The sequence below is a fragment of the Seohaeicola sp. 4SK31 genome, assembly GCF_028802875.1.
GTDB lineage: Bacteria > Pseudomonadota > Alphaproteobacteria > Rhodobacterales > Rhodobacteraceae > Seohaeicola.
The window spans coordinates 1-1,799 of sequence record NZ_JARAMP010000077.1 but is presented as its reverse complement, the minus strand read 5'-3'; the positions used below and the strand labels follow the sequence as shown (position 1 = coordinate 1,799).

At 55.9% G+C, this 1,799-nt stretch carries 3 protein-coding genes; all 3 read left to right on the top strand.

Translation table 11 applies throughout. The annotated features are described in order from the left end of the window. Positions 1 to 303 (top strand): hypothetical protein (locus PVW27_RS21435; RefSeq protein ID WP_274561236.1); only part of this gene is annotated, 303 nt, incomplete at its 5' end. Positions 304 to 457: 154 nt separating this feature from the next. Continuing rightward, positions 458 to 757 (top strand): GNAT family N-acetyltransferase, encoded by a 300-nt coding sequence (locus PVW27_RS21430; RefSeq protein WP_274561235.1) that lies wholly within the window; start codon positions 458 to 460, stop codon positions 755 to 757. A gap of 146 nt (positions 758 to 903) precedes the next feature. Continuing rightward, positions 904 to 1,584 (top strand): hypothetical protein, encoded by a 681-nt coding sequence (locus PVW27_RS21425; protein WP_274561233.1) that lies wholly within the window; start codon positions 904 to 906, stop codon positions 1,582 to 1,584. Positions 1,585 to 1,799: the final 215 nt, after the last annotated feature.

The following is a 1,799-nucleotide window of genomic DNA, read 5'->3' as shown; positions in this document are numbered from 1 at the left end:
CGCATCAACCATACCGTCGCGCTCATTCCGGAAGACCAGAGGGACAAGACGCCACTACGCGTCATCGACAGCATCCTACTCAGCCCCACAAAGGATCTGAGAACGATTGCCCAAGCACATGCGCCCGACCTTCCACGCACCGTGCGCATGCTCCTGCGCAGTGCGGGGGCGTGGGGCGGTGATGGGCGGCTGGAGAGTTACCTCTTGTTTGAACCTGGATATGTCGGGGATCTGATCGACTTGGGATATTCAGATACCATTGCGCAAGCCAAAACGATCAAGGCTTTTTTCGACAGCAAGTGATGTCAAGTTCAGCCTATTGGCATGACGTGGTTCGAACTTGATTTAACAGAAAGAAGAAGTGCCCTGTGCGCAGTTGATTGCGGTGAGCATTTCGATCACCTTTCGAAACACACCCCGTTTGAGATCGTGGTGCAGTCATAGGAGAGCCCTGATCATGGCGGACATCGCGATTACCCGCACTGACACAGCGACCAAAGCGCGGATTGTCGGCAGAGTAGACGGGATTAAAGAAGAAGCAGAGCTCACCCTTTCGAAATTATCCGAGAGCGTTGTCATTGCAGATCACACCTCGGTTCCCGACGCCATGCGGGGCATGGGTGTTGGTGCCGCACTCGTCGATCGCTTGATTGCCGATGCCCGTGCCGCACAGCAGCGCATCGTGCCGCTATGTCCATTTGTGCGCGCACAGGCTCAGCTTCACAAAGCCGAATGGTCCGATGTCATTCAGTGGTAGAGCGTCCTGGCCAAACGAAACGAGACCTGCACAGACGAGCTCCTGATCCAGCACGACAGACATTGAGCCGAACTCGTGCAATGATCTTGTGTCATATTTCATTCAAAAACAAACGAACCAAAGTGATGGCAAGCTTGGAGGGATAGATGGACATAGGCGCCGCGATTATGCTGGGCCTCGCTGTGGCAGCACTTCTTGGCTACCTCGTTCTCAACGCGATACGGATGAAAGCCGTGACGCGTAGATTTGCTGAGCAAGCGAAAGCGAGAGGATGGTCGCTGACCGGTGGCACTGGACCTTTGGCCTATACGGTTGAGGGTCAGGCTAGAGGCGTTCCCTTCAAGGTGGTGAGCCGGCGTCCCACGGGCATGGTCGGCCAAACGCGTGGAAACGCGCCAACGATCACCACGGTCACCATGACCGCTCCGCGGGTCGAAGGTCACGTTATCGCACATCCGATTATTCCAGAAAGCTTCGGTTCCAAGCTTGCCTTCGCGATGAGTGGGCGCATGTTGCGCAATCTTATGTTGGGAAGCGAGACCAGCACCGTGGATGAAATGAATGATGTGACGGACGCTTTCAAAGGTGTGTTCCCGTCAACTCACGTTGTCGCAGCTACGAATGCCGCCCTCGCGCAGCAGGTGTTCTCAAAGGATACACGGCAGATGCTGACCGAACTGTCGCGCAGCTTTGGCCACCGCCGCCCGATTGTGATGATCCGCAAGTCGACAAGTGTTGCGGTCCGCGTGCTCGCCGAGCCGAACTCGATTGAGGACATAGATGCATTGATCAAAATGGCCCAATTGCTGGCAAGACCAGAAGGGTAATCGGTTGAGTGAGGCTGGCGTTTGACTTGAGCAACCGTCTACAATGACCCGCTTAACTAAACCTTGGACCTATCGACAGACAGTTGAGATCCGCTGTCAACGGCGGAGACAAAACCGGCCACGTGGCGGCGCAAAAGTAGGCCAGTGGCGGGGCACTAAGCGCCATGGCGCGTGCGCTCCCCAAATAGTTGGCATGTGCCATGGCGCATTGGCCC